Raw genomic sequence first — 15,917 nt, 5'->3', positions numbered from 1 at the left:
CCTCGCACCTCACGCAGCCAACATCTCCTTCGCGTGCTTGCGCGTCGTCGCGGTGATTTCGATGCCGCCGAGCATCCGCGCGACTTCCTCGATGCGCCTCGCCTTGTCGAGCGGCGTGACCGTGCTGACGGTGCCGCGCGCATCGTCGGACGACTTCGCCACCTGAAAATGCTGATCGCCGCGCGCGGCCACTTGCGGCAAGTGCGTGACGCACAGCACCTGACGATCGCGTCCGAGCTGATGCAGCAGCCGACCGACCACTTCCGCCACGCCGCCGCCGATGCCCGTATCCACTTCGTCGAAGATCAGCGTCGGCGTCGGGCTGGCGGTGCTTGCAATCACCGCGAGCGCCAGGCTGATCCGCGCAAGCTCGCCGCCCGACGCGACCTTCGCCAGCGGCCGCAGCGCGACGCCCGCGTGACCGGCAACGCGAAATTCGATCTGCTCCAGCCCGTTCGCGCCGCCTTCCGCGAGCGGCACGAGCGCGACATCGAAGCTGCCGCCCGCCATCGACAATTCCTGCATGCCTTCCGTGACCGCTTTCGAGAGCGCCTTGGCCGCCTTTGCGCGCGCCTTCGACAGCACTTTCGCTTCGGCGAGATAGGCTTCCTTCGCCTTGTCCGCTGCGGCGTTGAGCGCGTCGAGATCGGCTGCGGCGTCCAGTTCGGCCAACTGGCGGCGGCGCGTTTCGTGTTCTTCCGGCAGCGTTTCCGGCTGCAGGCGGAACTTGCGCGCCGTCGAGTGCAATTGCTCCATGCGCCTTTCGACTTGCGCGAGCCGGTCCGGATCGAGCTCCAGACGCTGCGCATAGTGCGACAGCGAATAAGCCGCTTCCTGCAACTGAATCTCGGCGGGTTCGAGCGATGCCAGCACGTCGTTCAACGCTGGATCGATATCCGCGAGGCTGCGCAATTTCGACGTGATCGCGCCGAGCTGCGAGATCATCGCCTCGTCGGATTCTGAAAGCGCGCCGAGGGCGCTCTGCACGCCGTCGATCAGACTCGCCGAATGCGACAGCCGATGATGCTCCGCGCTCACTTCCTCCCACTCGCCCGGCTGCGGCGCGAGCTTGTCGAATTCGCTCAACTGCCACGCGAGACGCTCGCGCTCCAGTTGCAGCTCGCGATCGCGGCTCTGCGCGGCGTCGACGGCCTGCTGCGCCTCGCGATACGTCCGCCAGGCGCGGCTCACTGCATTCGCGGTTTCAGTGATGCCGGCGTGCGTGTCGAAGAGCTCTCGCTGGGCATCCGGCCGCATCAATAGCTGATGGGCGTGCTGGCCGTGAATATCGACGAGCATCTCTCCGACTTCGCGCAGTTGCGCAAGCGTCGCCGGCGTCCCGTTGATGAACGCCCGCGAGCGTCCGCTGGAGTCGATGACGCGACGCAGCATCACCGTGTCGCCATCCTGCGAGAGCGCGTGCTCGTCCAGCCAGCGCGCGGCTTGCGCGTGCGTGCCGAACTCGGCGGTGATGTCCGCGCGCGCCTCGCCGGTTCGCACGACGCTCGCGTCGGCGCGCGCACCGAGCGTGAGGGCGAGGGCGTCGATCAGGATCGACTTGCCCGCGCCGGTTTCACCCGAAAAAACCGTGAAGCCCGAATCGAATTCGATGTCGAGCGCGGCAACGATAACGAAGTCTCGAATAGAGAGATGACGGAGCATGGACGCTTCGGGATGAGGGTTCAGCGAGATTGCGTCAGACGGACGAGTCCTGCGAGGGATGCTCGTTCCAGTGCAGTTTCCTGCGCAGCGTGGCGTACGTGCTGTAGCCGACCGGATGCAGCACCGGCACCGTATGGCGCGAGCGCCGCACTTCGATGGCGTCGTTCAGTTCGACGGCGGTGAACGACTGCATGTCGAAATTCACGTTGACGTCCCGGCCGCCGATGATCTGGATCGTGACCTTCGAATCGTCGGGCAGGACGATCGGCCGGTTCGACAGCGAATGCGGCGCAATCGGCACCAGCACGAAGCCTTGCAGTTGCGGATGCAGTATCGGCCCGGCAGACGACAGCGCATAAGCCGTGGAGCCGGTCGGCGTCGCGACGATCAACCCGTCCGAGCGCTGGTTGTACATGAAGTGACCGTCGACGGAGACGCGCAGCTCGGCCATGCCGGAAAAGCCGCTGCGATTCACGACGACATCGTTGAAGGCGAGCGCGTGGTAGATCGGCTTGTCGTTGCGCACGATGCGCGCTTCGAGCAGCGTACGCTCCTCGCGTTCGAACTGGCCGGCGAGCATCTGCGGCACCCGTTCGCGCATCTCGGTGAGCGGAATATCCGTGATGAACCCGAGCCGCCCGTGATTCACGCCGATGAGCGGCGTCTTGTACGGCGCAAGCTGCCGGCCGACGCCCAGCATGGTGCCGTCGCCGCCGAGCACGACCGCGACGTCCGCGCGCGCGCCGATCTCCGCGATGGACAACGCCGGGTACTCCGTCACGCCCACGTCCTTCGCGGTGCCTTCTTCGAACACGACTTCGAACCCCTGGTTCGCAATGTGCTCCGCAAGAGATCTCAGCGGCGCCTCGATACCGGGTGTATTGGTTCGCCCGACGAGGGCGACGGTCTTGAATTGGCCAATTTCCATGCCGGCATTACACCATAGGTGGAAGGCGAAAAGAACCGGGGCCGCCCGCAGCGACGGACGACATGCCGCGACGTCGGCGCACGGTTCGATTCTCGTTAGAATGGAACAGACATTGAACGGGTCACGCGTGCTTGCGCTCGTGACATCGAAGCGGCGGCGGCGGTCGTCGCGCCCCGACACGTTGCGCTAAAATTTGCCCATGCTAGACCCACGTGCACAAACCCTCCTCAAGACGCTGATCGAGCGCTACATCGCCGAAGGTCAGCCGGTCGGTTCGCGCACGTTATCACGGCATTCCGGTCTCGAACTCAGCCCCGCGACCATCCGCAACGTCATGTCGGACCTGGAAGACCTGGGGCTCGTCGCGAGTCCGCATACGTCGGCAGGCCGCATTCCGACGCCGCGCGGCTACCGGCTGTTCGTCGACACCATGCTGACCGTCGAGGCGCCGCAGGACGAAGCGATGACCACCGCGGTCAAGACGCGGCTGCAAGGCCAGGAGCCGCAGAAAATCGTCGCCGCGGCGGCGAGCGTGCTCTCGAGCCTGTCGTCGTTCGCCGGCGTGGTGCTCACGCCGCGCCGCAGTCACATGTTCAAGCAGATCGAATTCATGCGGCTGTCGGACAAGCGCATTCTGCTGATCATCGTGACGCCCGAGGGCGACGTGCAGAACCGCATGATGGCCACGCAGCGCGACTACTCGCCCTCGCAACTCACCGAAGCCTCCAATTACATCAACGCGCATTTTGCGGGCCTGTCCTTCGACGAAGTGCGCCGCCGGCTGCGCGAGGAAATCGACCAGTTGCGCGGCGACATGACCACGCTGATGCAGGCGGCGGTCGTCGCGAGCACGGCGGAAGCCGATCCCGGCGAAACGGTGCTGATTTCCGGCGAGCGCAACCTGCTGGAAGTGGCGGACCTGTCTTCCGACATGGCGCGCCTGCGCAAACTCTTCGACTTGTTCGATCAAAAGACGAGCCTCCTGCAATTGCTGGATGTGTCGAGCCACGCGCAAGGCGTGCAAATTTTCATCGGCGGCGAGTCGAACCTCGTGCCGATCGAGGAAATGAGCGTCGTGACCGCGCCGTACGAAGTGAACGGCAAGATCGTCGGCACACTCGGCGTGATCGGCCCGACGCGCATGGCCTACAACCGCGTGATTCCCATCGTCGACATCACCGCGCGGCTGCTGTCGATGTCGCTCAGTCAGCAGTAGTCAGCATCAACCCGCAATCACGAGCAGCAGCGCGGCACTTCCGTGCATCATGCCGCGTCGTAGAGGCGCGCCGCCACTAGGCCATTCGGCCAATGATGCGCGCCGGAACGCGCCGCTATAATGACCTTCACCTTTCGATGCCTTCCGGCCGCCTTGCCCTATGCGTTTCGACCTCGAGTTGCCTTCGCAGCCCAGCGCTTCACATCGCGTCGCTGTGCTGCTGATCAATCTCGGCACGCCGGACGCGCCCACGCCGCGAGCGGTGCGCAAATATCTGGCGCAGTTTCTGTCGGACCCGCGCGTCGTCGAAATTCCGTCGTTCATCTGGCAGATCATTCTGCGCGGCGCGATCCTGCCGTTTCGCAGCCGTGCGTCGGCGAAGAAGTACGCACAGGTCTGGCTGCCGGAAGGCTCGCCGTTGCGCGTGTACACGGAGAAGCAGGTCGAACAGCTGCGGCGGCTTTTTGCGGCGAACGACTATCACGTGATCGTCGATTACGCGATGCGCTACGGCACGCCGGGCATCGGCGCAATGCTCAACCAGATGAAGCTCGAAGGCGCGGACCGCATTCTTCTCGTGCCGATGTATCCGCAATACTCGTCGTCGACGACCGCCACCGCGTTCGACGACGCCTTCACGGCGCTCAAGCGCGTGCGTAACCAGCCCGAGATCCGGACGATTCGTCATTACGCGGATCATCCGGCGTATATCTCGGCGCTCGCCGAACAGGTGCGCGAATACTGGCGCGTTCACGGCCAGCCGGACTTCTCCGCCGGCGACAAGCTCGTGCTCAGTTTCCACGGCGTGCCCAAGCGCACGATGGACCTCGGCGACCCTTATCACGACCAGTGCCAGTTGACCGGTTCGCTGCTCGCTGCCGCGCTCGGGCTTACGCCGGTCGAATGCCGCGTGACGTTCCAGTCGCGCTTCGGCCGCGCGGAATGGTTGCAGCCCTACACTGCGCCGACGCTGGCGGAACTGGGCGCAGCCGGCGTCGGGCGCGTCGACGTGTTTTGCCCGGGCTTCACGGCGGATTGCCTCGAGACGATCGAGGAAATCGGCATCGAGGTGCGCGACGAATTTCTGAAGGCGGGCGGCAAACAGTTCCACCGCATTCCTTGCCTGAACGCATCGCCGGCATGGATCAAGGCGCTCGGCGAGATTGCGGCACAACATCTGCAAGGATGGCCGGTGCAGGGCGCGCAACCGGTGACGGTCGCCGCCTGAACCCGGTCATCGCAAGAGAATCGCCATGAACTACAAGATTTCGACGGAACCCGGCGCGCGTTTGCGCATCGACAAATGGCTATGGGCGGCGCGCTTCTTCAAGACGCGCTCCCTCGCGAGCGATGCGGTGGAAAAGGGTCGCGTCAGGATCGGCGGCGCGAACGTGAAGCCGTCGAAGGACGTGCGCGTGGGCGATATCGTCGAGATCGATATCGAGCGGATCGTCTGGCAGGTCGAAGTGCTCGGCCTTTGCGACGTGCGCGGTCCCGCGCCGGTTGCGCAGACGCTCTACGCCGAAACCGAGGAAGGCCGCACGAAGCGGCTCGCGGAAGCCGAACGCCGCAAGACGTATCGCGAGCCGGCGGCCGGCATGCAGGGCAGGCCGACGAAGCGGGATCGCCGCATCATCGATAAGTTTTCTGGGTCGGAGTAAAGAACTCTTCCAGGGTCGCATGAACGCCTCCGTACTCGGTGTTACGGGCGGTCAGTGCACCGGACAAGCATATGGTGGTCGTGCCCGCGGTCAGTACCAGGGCGACCACCGCGACAGCAAAGGTCAGTTTCATGGTACCCCCGGCTATGCGGGCTGAGCGGTCTTTCGACCGGACGAGGTCAGGAAACGGGCGAGGCGTAAGCGGTTTGAAGCAATCGTAGGATAAGGGTAAACGTGCTTCCTGCGATGCCTTTTCGAAGTGTAGGCGACGGCATCGCTACGCTCAATCTGTTTCTCACCGGCGTGCGTTACCGGCTGTTTCCGGCCCGGCGCGCTGTGGTGTCCAGCGCACAAAATTCGTCGTAAGAAGCCTTGAAAATGCTTCTGGCGCCCCAAATTCCGGCGCTAGTGCTACGAAGCGCGGCCCCATGCAGCAATGGCGGCGCTTCTCATCCGACTCACTCACAGAAATAACATTCAGCGACATGGAAAACACGCAAGAGAATTCAGCGAGCCAGAACCCGACGCCCGCCGACGAAACCGCGCGCCAGGCCGCCGATCCGACTCAGGCGACCACCCAAGCCGCGCCGGAAACGCAGGCAGCCGCAGACGCAGCAACGCAAGCCGCTCCGAACGGAAGCGAAGCGGCGCTCGCCGAAGCACAGGCCAAGGTGGCCGCATTGCAGGAAGAATTTCTCCGCGCCAAGGCGGAAACGGAGAACGTGCGCCGCCGCGCTCAGGAAGACGTGGCCAAGGCTCACAAGTTCGCCATCGAAAACTTCGCGGAAAATCTGCTGCCGGTGCTCGACAGCCTCGAAGCGGCGCTGGCCGACCAGTCGACGGACGTCGCGAAAGTGCGCGAGGGCGTCGACCTGACGCTGCGCCAGCTTTCCAGCGCACTGGAGAAAGGCCGCGTCATCGCGTTGAACCCGGTCGGCGAGAAGTTCGATCCGCATCGCCATCAGGCCATTTCCATGGTGCCGGCGGACCAGGAGCCGAACACCGTCGTGGCCGTGCTGCAAAAGGGCTACATCATCGCGGACCGCGTGCTGCGTCCGGCGCTCGTGACCGTCGCCGCACCGAAGTAAATAGACAGCCGCGAGACTCGCTCATGGCCAACATTCCCGTCGATGCCACCGCGTTCTCCGAATTCGGTATGCAGGAACTCGACGCTGCCGGCTTCGACGCCGGTCTGGCGTCAGCGGGAGACGAACTGGCCGTGGTGTTCTTCTGGGGCCTCGACTGCTTCAACTGCGAAATCGCCAAGAAAGCGATGCTCGCGCAGCCCGACGCCATCCGCGCGCTCGGACTCAAGTGGTTCCACAGCAATGTCTACGAGCATCGCGAGCTTGGCCGCCGATTCCTGCTGCATGGCGTGCCGACGTGGTTCTTCTTTCATCGGGGCAAGCGGCTCGGGCGGGCAACCGGCTGGCACGGCATCGCGCAGTTCGAGGCGGCAGTGAACGCGGCGCGCGAAAAAGTCGCCGCAGCGGGAAGTTAGGCGCAAGAAACGGCAGGAAATCGAAAAAGTTATAGACCGCATCGCATTCAGGGTCTTGAAAACGAAATCGGCGCTCCTATCTTGCGTACAGGTATGAATTTTGGGCGTTCGGCCCGTTGAATCGGCCGCAAAAGCCGGCGTGTTCCGGCCGCAGCGCCAAAGCGATCAAAGCTAGGAGAGTATAAAAAATGGGCAAAATCATCGGCATCGACCTCGGCACCACGAATTCGTGCGTGGCGCTGATGGAAGGCAATCAGGTCAAGGTCATCGAGAACTCGGAAGGCGCGCGCACCACGCCGTCGATCATCGCGTACATGGATGACAACGAGATTCTCGTCGGCGCGCCTGCAAAGCGTCAGTCGGTCACGAACCCGCGGAACACGCTGTACGCGGTGAAGCGCCTGATCGGCCGCCGCTTCGACGAAAAGGAAGTGCAGAAGGACATCAACCTGATGCCCTACAAGATCGTCAAGCACGACAACGGCGACGCATGGGTCGAAGCGCACGGCAAGAGTCTCGCGCCGTCGCAAGTGTCGGCTGAAGTGCTGCGCAAGATGAAGAAGACCGCTGAAGACTACCTCGGCGAGCCGGTGACGGAAGCCGTCATCACGGTTCCGGCGTACTTCAACGACAGCCAGCGTCAGGCAACCAAGGACGCGGGCCGCATCGCCGGTCTGGAAGTCAAGCGCATCATCAACGAGCCGACGGCAGCCGCGCTCGCGTTCGGTCTCGACAAGGCCGAAAAGGGCGACCGCAAGATCGCCGTGTTCGACCTCGGCGGCGGCACGTTCGACATCTCGATCATCGAAATCGCGGATGTGGACGGCGAAATGCAGTTCGAAGTGCTGTCGACCAACGGCGACACGTTCCTCGGCGGTGAAGACTTCGACCAGCGCATCATCGATTACATCATCGGCGAGTTCAAGAAGGAGCAGGGCGTCGACCTGTCGAAGGACGTGCTCGCGCTGCAACGCCTGAAGGAAGCGGCTGAGAAGGCGAAGATCGAACTGTCGTCGACGGCTCAGACCGACATCAACCTGCCGTACATCACGGCCGACGCGTCGGGTCCGAAGCACTTGAACCTCAAGTTCACGCGCGCCAAGCTGGAAGCGCTCGTCGAAGAACTGATCGAGCGCACGATCGAACCATGCCGCATCGCGATCAAGGACGCGGGCGTGAAGGTCGGCGACATCGACGACGTGATCCTCGTCGGCGGCATGACGCGTATGCCGAAGGTGCAGGAGAAGGTCAAGGAATTCTTCGGCAAGGAACCGCGCCGTGACGTGAACCCGGACGAAGCCGTGGCCGTGGGCGCCGCGATTCAAGGCCAGGTTCTGTCGGGCGACCGCAAGGACGTTCTGCTGCTCGACGTGACGCCTCTGTCGCTCGGCATCGAAACGCTCGGCGGCGTGATGACGAAGATGATCAACAAGAACACGACCATCCCGACGAAGCACGCGCAAGTGTATTCGACGGCGGACGACAACCAGGGCGCCGTGACGATCAAGGTGTTCCAGGGCGAGCGTGAAATGGCCGCGGGCAACAAGCTGCTCGGCGAATTCAACCTCGAAGGCATTCCGCCCGCACCGCGCGGCGTGCCGCAGATCGAAGTGACCTTCGACATCGACGCGAACGGCATTCTGCACGTCGGCGCGAAGGACAAGGCGACGGGCAAGGAGAACAAGATCACCATCAAGGCGAACTCGGGTCTGACGGACGCCGAAATCGACAAGATGGTGAAGGACGCCGAAGCCAACGCCGAGGAAGATCACAAGCTGCGCGAACTGGCCGATGCCCGCAACCAGGGCGACGCGCTGGTCCACAGCACGAAGAAGGCGGTTGCCGAGTATGGCGACAAGGTCGACGCTTCGGAGAAGGAAAAGATCGAAGCGGCGCTGAAGGACCTCGAAGACGCGCTGAAGAACAGCTCGAGCGACAAGGCCACGATCGAAGCGAAGGTCGAGGCGCTGGCTCAGGCTTCGCAGAAGCTCGGCGAAAAGATGTACGCCGACATGCAGGCGCAGCAAGGTGCGGCCGGTGCGGCAGCGGGTGCTGCCGGCGCGGAAGCGGCTTCGTCGGCATCGGCTGGTGCGAGCCAGCAGCATGACGACGTCGTCGACGCCGACTTCAAGGAAGTGAAGAAGGACTAAGCCGCAGGGCGCGTGGATGGCAACGTTCACGCGCCCGCGGTCTTTCGCGCGATGCATCGGCGCGAACAGGACCGGGACGCGTCGAGCGTCTGACGTGGAACGCGCCTGGCGAGCTTTTTGGCTCCCCGGGCACGTTGCTTTTTTGGGGCGTCCTGCTCAGGAGTGGCATACGAGAGCGGGGCGTCAGAGGTTACGCGCGGGTCGTTTGACCCGAGGCATCTGAGAGGAACCGTCGCGGCCAAGCGCGACGGCATGGAACCGACATGGCGAAACGGGATTACTACGACGTTCTGGGCGTCGCGAAGAACGCGAGCGACGACGAGATCAAGAAGGCGTATCGCAAGCTCGCGATGAAGTATCACCCTGACCGCAATCCGGACAACAAGAAAGCGGAAGAGAACTTCAAGGAGGCGAAGGAAGCCTACGAGATGCTCTCCGATCAGCAGAAGCGCGCCGCTTACGACCAGTACGGTCACGCGGGCGTCGATCCGAACATGGCGGGCGCGGGTGCGCAAGGCTTCGGCGGTTTTGCCGATGCCTTCGGCGATATCTTCGGCGACATCTTCGGACAGGCGGCGGGCGCGGGCGCGGGTGCGCGCGGCGGACGCGGCGGCCCGCAGGTGTATCGCGGCGCGGACCTGCGCTACAGCATGGAAATCACGCTGGAGCAGGCGGCGCACGGTTACGACACGCAAATTCGCGTGCCGAGCTGGAGCAACTGCAACGTCTGTCACGGTTCGGGCGCGAAGCCGGGCACGAAGCCGGAAACCTGCCCGACCTGTCACGGACAGGGCCAGGTGCGGATGTCGCAGGGCTTTTTCAGCATCCAGCAGACGTGTCCGAAGTGTCACGGCAGCGGCACTTACGTTCCCGATCCCTGCACGAACTGCCACGGCGCGGGCAAGGTGAAGGAGACGAAGACGCTGGAAGTGAAGATTCCGGCCGGCATCGACGACGGTATGCGTATCCGCTCGGCGGGCAACGGCGAGCCGGGCATCAACGGCGGTCCGAGCGGCGACTTGTACGTGGAGATCCACATCAAGCAGCACGCGGTGTTCGAGCGCGACGGCGACGACCTGCACTGCCAGATGCCGATTCCGTTCACGACGGCGGCGCTCGGCGGCGAGATCGAAGTGCCGACACTCGCGGGCCGCGCGAGCTTCACGGTGCCGGAAGGCACGCAGTCGGGCAAGACGTTCCGTCTGCGCGGTAAGGGCATCAAGGGATTGCGGTCGAGCATCGCAGGCGATCTCTACGTGCACGTGCAGGTGGAAACGCCGGTCAAGCTCACCGAGCAGCAGCGCGACTTGCTCAAGCAGTTCGAGAAGTCGCTGACGGAAGGCGGCGCGCGGCATAGCCCGCAAAGCAAAAGCTGGTTCGATCGCGTGAAGAGCTTCTTCGACTGACGCGCTTTCGCACTGACGCGCGCCTGCATCATGCGAGCATGGCCATGAAGATCGAAGCACGCAGCGCTGCATTCGCGCTGCTCGACGATTGCGACGCGACCGCCGAAAGGCGGTCGAGTCGTTTGTACACGGACTTCTCGCACGAGCACGTCTGTGAAGACGGCCGCTCGCTCGATGCGGTCTGCGCCGACATCGAGCGCGATCTGCAAGGCGGCTTGCATGCGGTCGTGGTCGCAGACTATGAGTTCGGGCGCAATCTGCAGTTCGGCGAGATCGGGCGCGGCGGCGATCATGCGCTGCGCGTGCTGATGTTCCGCGCGTGCACGGCGTTGTCGCGTGACGAAGCCAGCGCGTGGCTGACCGCGCAAGACGGCCATTCGGAAGCGCCGTCGATGGCAGGCGTGGCCGGCATCGAGCCGAGCGTCACGCGCGACGAGTTCGACGCCGCCATCGCCGCCATTCAGCAGGCGCTGGTGGACGGCGAGTCGTATCAGATCAACTTCACGTACCGGCTCGCGTTCGATGTGTTCGGCACGCCGCTAGCTTTGTATCGACGGCTGCGCGAGCGTCAGCCGGTGCGCTATGGCGCGTTGATCGCAATGCCCGGCGGACGCGCGCTTGTGTCGTGTTCGCCGGAGTTGTTCATCGAAAAGCACGGCGATGTACTGCGCGCCCGCCCGATGAAAGGCACCGCGCCCCGCGACACCGATCCCGCCGCGCTTCACGACGATCCGAAGAACCGCGCGGAAAACGTGATGATCGTCGATTTGCTGCGCAACGACATCTCGCGCGTCGCGGTCACGGGGTCGGTGCATGTACCCGCGCTGTTTTCAGTCGAACCGTATGCGTCCGTTTGGCAGATGACGTCGACGGTCGAAGCGCGCGTCGCGCCCGGCACGCCGTTCGCGGCGATCATCCGCGCGCTGTTTCCATGCGGCTCCATCACTGGCGCGCCGAAGTACCGCACGATGCAGCTCATCGATGAAATCGAAAGCACGCCGCGCGGTCTCTATACCGGCGCAATCGGCTGGCTCGATGCAGGCGGCGACTTCTGTCTGTCGGTCGCGATTCGCACGCTGGTCATCGACGCCACCGGCGAACGCGGCGTGCTCGGCATTGGCGCGGGCATCGTGCTGGATAGCGTGTCCGCGAACGAGTACGACGAGTGTCTGTTGAAGGCGCGTTTTCTGACCGGTGCGGACCCCGGCTGCGAACTCTTCGAGACGACGTACGCGACGCGCAGCGAAGGCGTGCGCCACTACGCGCGTCATGTGGCGCGGCTGAAGGCAAGCGCGGCGTATTTCGATTTTGCGTTCGACGAACGTGAGCTCGATGCTGAAGTCGCGCGACACTGCGCGGGCTTCCATGAAGGCAAGCCGTATCGATTGCGCATCGCGCTCGACAAGCGCGGGCGCATCTCGATGACCAGCGCACCGCTTGCGCCGTTGTCGTCGGAAACCGTGAATGTGCTGCTCGCGTCGGAGCGCGGCTTTGTGGCGCAATCATCGCGCGACACGCTGCTTCGCCACAAGACGACGCGCCGCGCCGACTACGACCGCGCGTGGAAGGCCGCCGAAACCGAAGGCGCGTTCGACATGCTGTTCACGAACGAGCGCGGCGAACTCACCGAAGGCGGCCGTTCTAGCATCTTCGTGAAGCTGGACGGGACGTGGTGCACGCCGCCCATCGACGCCGGCGTGCTGCCGGGCGTGATGCGCGCCGTGGTCATCGAAAAACTCGGCGCGGAAGAACGCCGGCTAGTGCCAGCCGATCTCGACCGCGCCGAAGACATGCTCATCACCAACGCGCTGCGCGGCGCGGTGAAAGCACGCCTCACGCACTAGTCCGGGCGCGTTACCACTCGGCGACGCTGCCATCCGCGTGACGCCACACCGGATTGCGCCAGCGATGCCCGATCTTCGCCATCTCGCGCACCTTCTCCTCATTCACTTCGATCCCAAGCCCGGGCCCTTGCGGAATCGATACCATGCCGTCGTCGTACTTGAAGACTTCCGGATTCCTGATGTAATCCAGCAGGTCATTGCCCGTGTTGTAGTGGATGCCCAGGCTTTGTTCCTGGATGAACGCGTTGTAGCTGACGGCGTCGATCTGCAGGCAGGTCGCGAGCGCGATCGGCCCGAGCGGGCAGTGCAGTGCGAGCGCGACATCGTAGGCTTCGGCCATCGACGCGATCTTGCGGCATTCGGTCAGCCCGCCCGCATGCGACGCGTCCGGCTGAATGATATCGACATAACCGCCCGCCAGAATGTGCTTGAAGTCCCAGCGCGAATAGAGCCGCTCGCCGAGTGCAATCGGCGTGCTCGTCTGATTGACGATATCGCGTAACGCCTCGACGTTCTCCGACAGCACCGGTTCCTCGATGAACATCAGCTTGTACGGATCGAGTTCTCTTGCAAGTACCTTCGCCATCGGCTTGTGCACGCGCCCGTGGAAGTCGACGCCGATGCCCACGTTCGGTCCGACCGCCTCGCGCACCGCGCGCACGTTGTCGATCACGCCCTGAACCTTGTCGAACGTGTCGATCATCTGCAGTTCTTCGGAGCCGTTCATCTTCACGGCCTTGAAGCCGCGTTCGACAACCGCACGCGCATTGTTCGCGACATCGCTCGGACGGTCGCCGCCGATCCACGAATACACCTTGATCTTGTCGCGGACCTGGCCGCCGAGCAGCGCGTGAATCGGCACGCCGTGATGCTTGCCGAGAATGTCCCACAGCGCCTGGTCGACGCCTGCAATCGCGCTCATGCCGATAGGGCCGCCGCGATAAAAGCCCGAGCGATACATCACCTGCCATAAGTCTTCGATATGGCGCGGATCCTTGCCGATCAGATAGTCCGAGAGTTCGTCGACGGCGGCGGCCACTGTATGCGCGCGTCCCTCGACGACGGGTTCTCCCCAGCCGGTGATGCCTTCATCGGTCTCGATTTTGAGGAAGCACCAACGCGGCGGAACAACGAAAGTTTCAAGTTTTGTGATTTTCATGCAAGCGTCTCCTGGCGAGGCTCTTATGGTAGCTCAAACTCGGCGCGGTGAACTGATTAATAGTATTGTTTCGGCCGGAAGCAGCCTTCTTTCAGCCGACGAAATGGCGGATAATCGCGCGGGTATCGATAGCACGACGAAGGAGTTCATCATTCACCGCGATCTTCATGGCCGCGTGGCGTACGAACTGGGCACGGCCATACTACGCGGCGATTTCGTGCCCGGTTCGTCTCTCCCGCGGGAAGTTGAACTGATGGAACGGTTCGGCGTAAGCCGAACGGTATTGCGCGAGGCGCTGCGCACGCTGACATCGAAGGGGATGATTCAGTCGCGCCCGAAGATCGGGACGCGTGTGAGGCCGAGAGAAGCCTGGAACCTGCTCGACGCCGACATGCTCCACTGGTATTCGCGCGTCGCTCCGCCGATGCACTTCGCACTCAAGCTCCAGGAAATGCGCGAGATGATCGAGCCGTATGCCGCAGCGCTCGCCACGCGCAACCACGACGCACACGCGCTCGGCAAGCTCGAGAGAGCGCATCGCGCGATGGTGGAGGCGCAGAACGTCGACGAGTGGGTGCGCGCCGATCTCGAGTTCCACTTGTGCGTGCTGGCCGCTTGCAGCAACGAGTTGCTCGTTCCGCTGGGCGTGCTCATCGAACGGACGCTCGAAGGTCAGTTGCGCCTGAACGCCAAGCGCGCCGAAGTGTTCAACGCCTCGCTGGCCGAGCATACAGCGGTCTTCTCGGCGATCGTCGCACGCGACGCGGAGGCTGCACGCCGCGCAATGTCCGATCTGCTTGGAGTGACGCGAGCGCGTATCGAAGGGTGACGTGGCGCGCGTGTTTCAGCGAGCAAAAAAATGCGCGCGGCGATCGCATCGCCAGCGCGCAAGCATTTGCCGATCAGCAATCGATCAGATCACGAATGCTTTTCGATCAGTTCGACCTTGTAGCCGTCCGGATCTTCCACGAAGGCGATTACCGTCGTGCCGCCCTTCACCGGGCCGGCTTCGCGCGTGACGCGGCCACCCGCGTTGCGGATGCGATCGCAAGCTTCGGCGGCGTTATCCACTTCCAGCGCGATGTGGCCGTAAGCGTTGCCCATCTCGTACTTTTCGACGCCCCAGTTATAGGTGAGCTCGAGCACGCTGTGTTCGCTTTCATCGCCATAACCGACGAATGCGAGCGTGTACTTGTACTCGGTGTTCTCGCTCTGGCGCAGCACCTTCATGCCGAGAATCCGGGTGTAAAAGTCGATGGAGCGCTGCAGGTCGCCGACGCGCAGCATCGTGTGGAGAAGTCGCATGATGAGGTTCCTGTTGTGTTGGCGGCGGCGCGATTCCTGAACTCGTCGCACTCGCCGGCATTGCGGGTTCGTGCAAAATTGTACCGTTCGATGCAAACCCGCGCTGACGGCGCTCATCGGCTTACAACGCAGGCAGCAGATCCGGCGGATGATGCTTGAGCGTATGGCGCGCCTCGCGAAACTCCGGAAAGATGGACTCCACCGTTTTCCAGAAACGCGGGCTGTGATTCATCTCACGCAGATGCGCGAGTTCGTGCGCGACGACGTAATCGATGATCGACAGCGGAAAGTGAATCAGCCGCCAGTTGAGGCGAATCTTGCCATCGCTCGAACAACTGCCCCAGCGCGTCGCCGCCGATGACAGCGCGTAAGCCCGATATTCCGCGCCCAGTTTCTCGGCATATACCGCGAGCCGCTCACCGAAGATGCGCTTCGCTTCGCTCTGCAGCCAGCCTTGCACGCGATCCTTGATCTGCTGCGCATCGGCGAAAGCGGGCAGGGCTAGTGCGAGCACGTTGGTGTCGGCATCGAAGGAAGGCGTGCTCGCGGACGGATTCAGCGACACGCGAATCGTCTTGCCGAGAAACGGAAACTCCGCGCCGTCCTGCCATTCGATGCGCGGCAGCGCGCGCTGCTCGACGCGCGTTTGCCACTCGGCCAGCTTCCGAAAAATCCAGCCTTGCTTGTCGCCGATTGCAGTTTCGATATCCGCGATCGTCACCCAGCGTGGCGCGGTGATCGTGAGACCGGTTGCATCGATGCAGAAGCCGATGGTACGCCGTGCCGAGCGCTTCAGCCGATAGTCGAGCGCCTGAGCGCCGAACAGCACGCGGCGCTGACGCACGCCTTCGGGAAGCGGTTTGGGCTTCGACAGTTCGCCAGACGGGACGTTGCCGCGTGGAGAAGGCGGCGCGGGAGCGGGCGCGGTCGCGGGCGCATGCTCGAACGGAAGATCGAGTTGCAGGGTATCGAGCGCGACGGCGGGGCGCTGTCGCGAGGGAGGCTTCTGCATCGGCTCGGCTTTGCGCTCCCGGCGCAGGAATGACGAGAAGAACGAATAGGGCACGCGGCTCGACCGGCTCGAA

At 63.6% G+C, this 15,917-nt stretch carries 14 protein-coding genes; 9 read left to right on the top strand and 5 right to left on the bottom strand.

Annotation, left to right across the window (positions count from 1 at the left end; all coding sequences use genetic code 11):
- Positions 1–9 precede the first annotated feature (9 nt).
- Together recN and LDZ21_RS11710 are read right to left on the bottom strand one after the other, a co-directional pair.
- Positions 10–1,662: a DNA repair protein RecN gene (gene recN, locus LDZ21_RS11715; protein WP_244793472.1), complete on the bottom strand. Its 1,653-nt coding sequence runs from the start codon at positions 1,660–1,662 to the stop codon at positions 10–12.
- A gap of 34 nt (positions 1,663–1,696) precedes the next feature.
- On the bottom strand, positions 1,697–2,590 hold the full coding sequence (locus LDZ21_RS11710) for an NAD kinase (protein ID WP_035961539.1): 894 nt from the start codon (positions 2,588–2,590) through the stop codon (positions 1,697–1,699).
- Positions 2,591–2,789: 199 nt separating this feature from the next.
- On the opposite strand from LDZ21_RS11710, the gene hrcA reads away from it, so the two are divergent.
- The 8 genes from hrcA to pabB all read left to right on the top strand — a co-directional run bounded on the left by hrcA (position 2,790) and on the right by pabB (position 12,368).
- Positions 2,790–3,806: a heat-inducible transcriptional repressor HrcA gene (gene hrcA, locus LDZ21_RS11705; protein WP_035961537.1), complete on the top strand. Its 1,017-nt coding sequence runs from the start codon at positions 2,790–2,792 to the stop codon at positions 3,804–3,806.
- 160 nt (positions 3,807–3,966) lie between these two features.
- Positions 3,967–5,034, top strand: a complete 1,068-nt coding sequence (hemH, locus tag LDZ21_RS11700; protein ID WP_035961533.1) for a ferrochelatase — start codon at positions 3,967–3,969, stop codon at positions 5,032–5,034.
- 25 nt (positions 5,035–5,059) lie between these two features.
- Positions 5,060–5,467: an Hsp15 family ribosome-associated heat shock protein gene (locus LDZ21_RS11695; protein WP_244793471.1), complete on the top strand. Its 408-nt coding sequence runs from the start codon at positions 5,060–5,062 to the stop codon at positions 5,465–5,467.
- Positions 5,468–5,952: 485 nt separating this feature from the next.
- Positions 5,953–6,555, top strand: a complete 603-nt coding sequence (gene grpE, locus LDZ21_RS11690) for a nucleotide exchange factor GrpE (RefSeq protein ID WP_244793470.1) — start codon at positions 5,953–5,955, stop codon at positions 6,553–6,555.
- 23 nt (positions 6,556–6,578) lie between these two features.
- Positions 6,579–6,968, top strand: a complete 390-nt coding sequence (locus LDZ21_RS11685; protein WP_244793469.1) for a thioredoxin family protein — start codon at positions 6,579–6,581, stop codon at positions 6,966–6,968.
- Positions 6,969–7,156: 188 nt separating this feature from the next.
- On the top strand, positions 7,157–9,118 hold the full coding sequence (dnaK, locus tag LDZ21_RS11680) for a molecular chaperone DnaK (RefSeq protein ID WP_035961522.1): 1,962 nt from the start codon (positions 7,157–7,159) through the stop codon (positions 9,116–9,118).
- A 263-nt stretch (positions 9,119–9,381) separates the two neighbouring features.
- Positions 9,382–10,524: a molecular chaperone DnaJ gene (dnaJ, locus tag LDZ21_RS11675; protein ID WP_035961517.1), complete on the top strand. Its 1,143-nt coding sequence runs from the start codon at positions 9,382–9,384 to the stop codon at positions 10,522–10,524.
- Positions 10,525–10,568: 44 nt separating this feature from the next.
- Positions 10,569–12,368: an aminodeoxychorismate synthase component I gene (gene pabB / locus LDZ21_RS11670; RefSeq protein ID WP_244793468.1), complete on the top strand. Its 1,800-nt coding sequence runs from the start codon at positions 10,569–10,571 to the stop codon at positions 12,366–12,368.
- Between the two features lie 10 nt (positions 12,369–12,378).
- Here pabB and dgoD read toward each other — a convergent pair whose 3' ends face one another.
- Entirely contained in the window at positions 12,379–13,527 is a 1,149-nt protein-coding gene (gene dgoD / locus LDZ21_RS11665) for a galactonate dehydratase (RefSeq protein WP_244793467.1), read from the bottom strand.
- Between the two features lie 103 nt (positions 13,528–13,630).
- Between dgoD and LDZ21_RS11660 the strand changes: the two genes are divergently transcribed.
- Positions 13,631–14,356: a FadR/GntR family transcriptional regulator gene (locus LDZ21_RS11660; protein ID WP_244793466.1), complete on the top strand. Its 726-nt coding sequence runs from the start codon at positions 13,631–13,633 to the stop codon at positions 14,354–14,356.
- A gap of 89 nt (positions 14,357–14,445) precedes the next feature.
- On the opposite strand, the gene gloA is transcribed toward LDZ21_RS11660, so the two are convergent.
- Both gloA and LDZ21_RS11650 read right to left on the bottom strand, forming a co-directional pair.
- Positions 14,446–14,832 carry a lactoylglutathione lyase gene (gene gloA, locus LDZ21_RS11655; protein ID WP_244793465.1) on the bottom strand — a complete coding sequence of 129 codons (387 nt, stop codon included), beginning with the start codon at positions 14,830–14,832 and terminating at the stop codon, positions 14,446–14,448.
- A 121-nt stretch (positions 14,833–14,953) separates the two neighbouring features.
- Positions 14,954–15,844 carry a M48 family metallopeptidase gene (locus LDZ21_RS11650; protein WP_244793464.1) on the bottom strand — a complete coding sequence of 297 codons (891 nt, stop codon included), beginning with the start codon at positions 15,842–15,844 and terminating at the stop codon, positions 14,954–14,956.
- Positions 15,845–15,917 lie beyond the last annotated feature (73 nt).

Origin of the sequence: Caballeronia grimmiae, from assembly GCF_022879615.1 — a bacterium.
GTDB lineage: Bacteria > Pseudomonadota > Gammaproteobacteria > Burkholderiales > Burkholderiaceae > Caballeronia > Caballeronia grimmiae.
Note: the sequence above shows the minus strand (reverse complement) of the source record. Positions and strands in the feature narration are given on the sequence as shown.

Excerpts from the sequence above, each read along its gene's own strand:
- LDZ21_RS11710 (WP_035961539.1), bottom strand. The coding sequence starts at position 2,590 with ATGGAAATTGGCCAATTCAAGACCGTCGCCCTCGTCGGGCGAACCAAT.
- dgoD (WP_244793467.1), bottom strand. The coding sequence starts at position 13,527 with ATGAAAATCACAAAACTTGAAACTTTCGTTGTTCCGCCGCGTTGGTGC.
- LDZ21_RS11695 (WP_244793471.1), top strand. The coding sequence starts at position 5,060 with ATGAACTACAAGATTTCGACGGAACCCGGCGCGCGTTTGCGCATCGAC.
- grpE (WP_244793470.1), top strand. The coding sequence starts at position 5,953 with ATGGAAAACACGCAAGAGAATTCAGCGAGCCAGAACCCGACGCCCGCC.
- pabB (WP_244793468.1), top strand. The coding sequence starts at position 10,569 with ATGAAGATCGAAGCACGCAGCGCTGCATTCGCGCTGCTCGACGATTGC.
- hemH (WP_035961533.1), top strand. The coding sequence starts at position 3,967 with ATGCGTTTCGACCTCGAGTTGCCTTCGCAGCCCAGCGCTTCACATCGC.
- dnaJ (WP_035961517.1), top strand. The coding sequence starts at position 9,382 with ATGGCGAAACGGGATTACTACGACGTTCTGGGCGTCGCGAAGAACGCG.
- hrcA (WP_035961537.1), top strand. The coding sequence starts at position 2,790 with ATGCTAGACCCACGTGCACAAACCCTCCTCAAGACGCTGATCGAGCGC.
- LDZ21_RS11650 (WP_244793464.1), bottom strand. The coding sequence starts at position 15,844 with ATGCAGAAGCCTCCCTCGCGACAGCGCCCCGCCGTCGCGCTCGATACC.
- recN (WP_244793472.1), bottom strand. The coding sequence starts at position 1,662 with ATGCTCCGTCATCTCTCTATTCGAGACTTCGTTATCGTTGCCGCGCTC.
- gloA (WP_244793465.1), bottom strand. The coding sequence starts at position 14,832 with ATGCGACTTCTCCACACGATGCTGCGCGTCGGCGACCTGCAGCGCTCC.
- LDZ21_RS11685 (WP_244793469.1), top strand. The coding sequence starts at position 6,579 with ATGGCCAACATTCCCGTCGATGCCACCGCGTTCTCCGAATTCGGTATG.
- LDZ21_RS11660 (WP_244793466.1), top strand. The coding sequence starts at position 13,631 with ATGGCGGATAATCGCGCGGGTATCGATAGCACGACGAAGGAGTTCATC.
- dnaK (WP_035961522.1), top strand. The coding sequence starts at position 7,157 with ATGGGCAAAATCATCGGCATCGACCTCGGCACCACGAATTCGTGCGTG.